Origin of the sequence: Pseudoalteromonas sp. 20-MNA-CIBAN-0454 (assembly GCF_040308685.1) — a bacterium.
In the GTDB taxonomy this organism is placed as follows: domain Bacteria; phylum Pseudomonadota; class Gammaproteobacteria; order Enterobacterales; family Alteromonadaceae; genus Pseudoalteromonas; species Pseudoalteromonas nigrifaciens.
The window spans coordinates 1-248 of sequence record NZ_JBEOOB010000216.1 but is presented as its reverse complement, the minus strand read 5'-3'; the positions used below and the strand labels follow the sequence as shown (position 1 = coordinate 248).

The window sequence follows — 248 nt, the reverse complement described above, 5'->3', positions numbered from 1 at the left end:
CCCGAATACCAGACCAGACCACCGCCCCAGTCGAGCGATGATCGGCCCCCGAATTTCGACAAAGCGTCAATGACCCCCGGCGCGTCCGTCGGCTTGACGATCATGCGCCAGACCGCCTCGCCATTGTCCGCGAAGTGCCGAACATCGCGCAGATCCCGCCAGAGCGTACGGCTCCCGGCATCATCGACGATGTCGATCTCCCAGTCCCGGAACAGCGCCGACAGCCGCTCGCGGCGATAGGCCACCTG

General features: G+C 65.7%; 1 protein-coding gene. It reads right to left on the bottom strand.

The window, feature by feature from the left end:
* A partial coding sequence (locus AAEZ22_RS18550; RefSeq protein ID WP_352298554.1) for a hypothetical protein occupies positions 1-248 on the bottom strand: 248 nt, incomplete at both ends.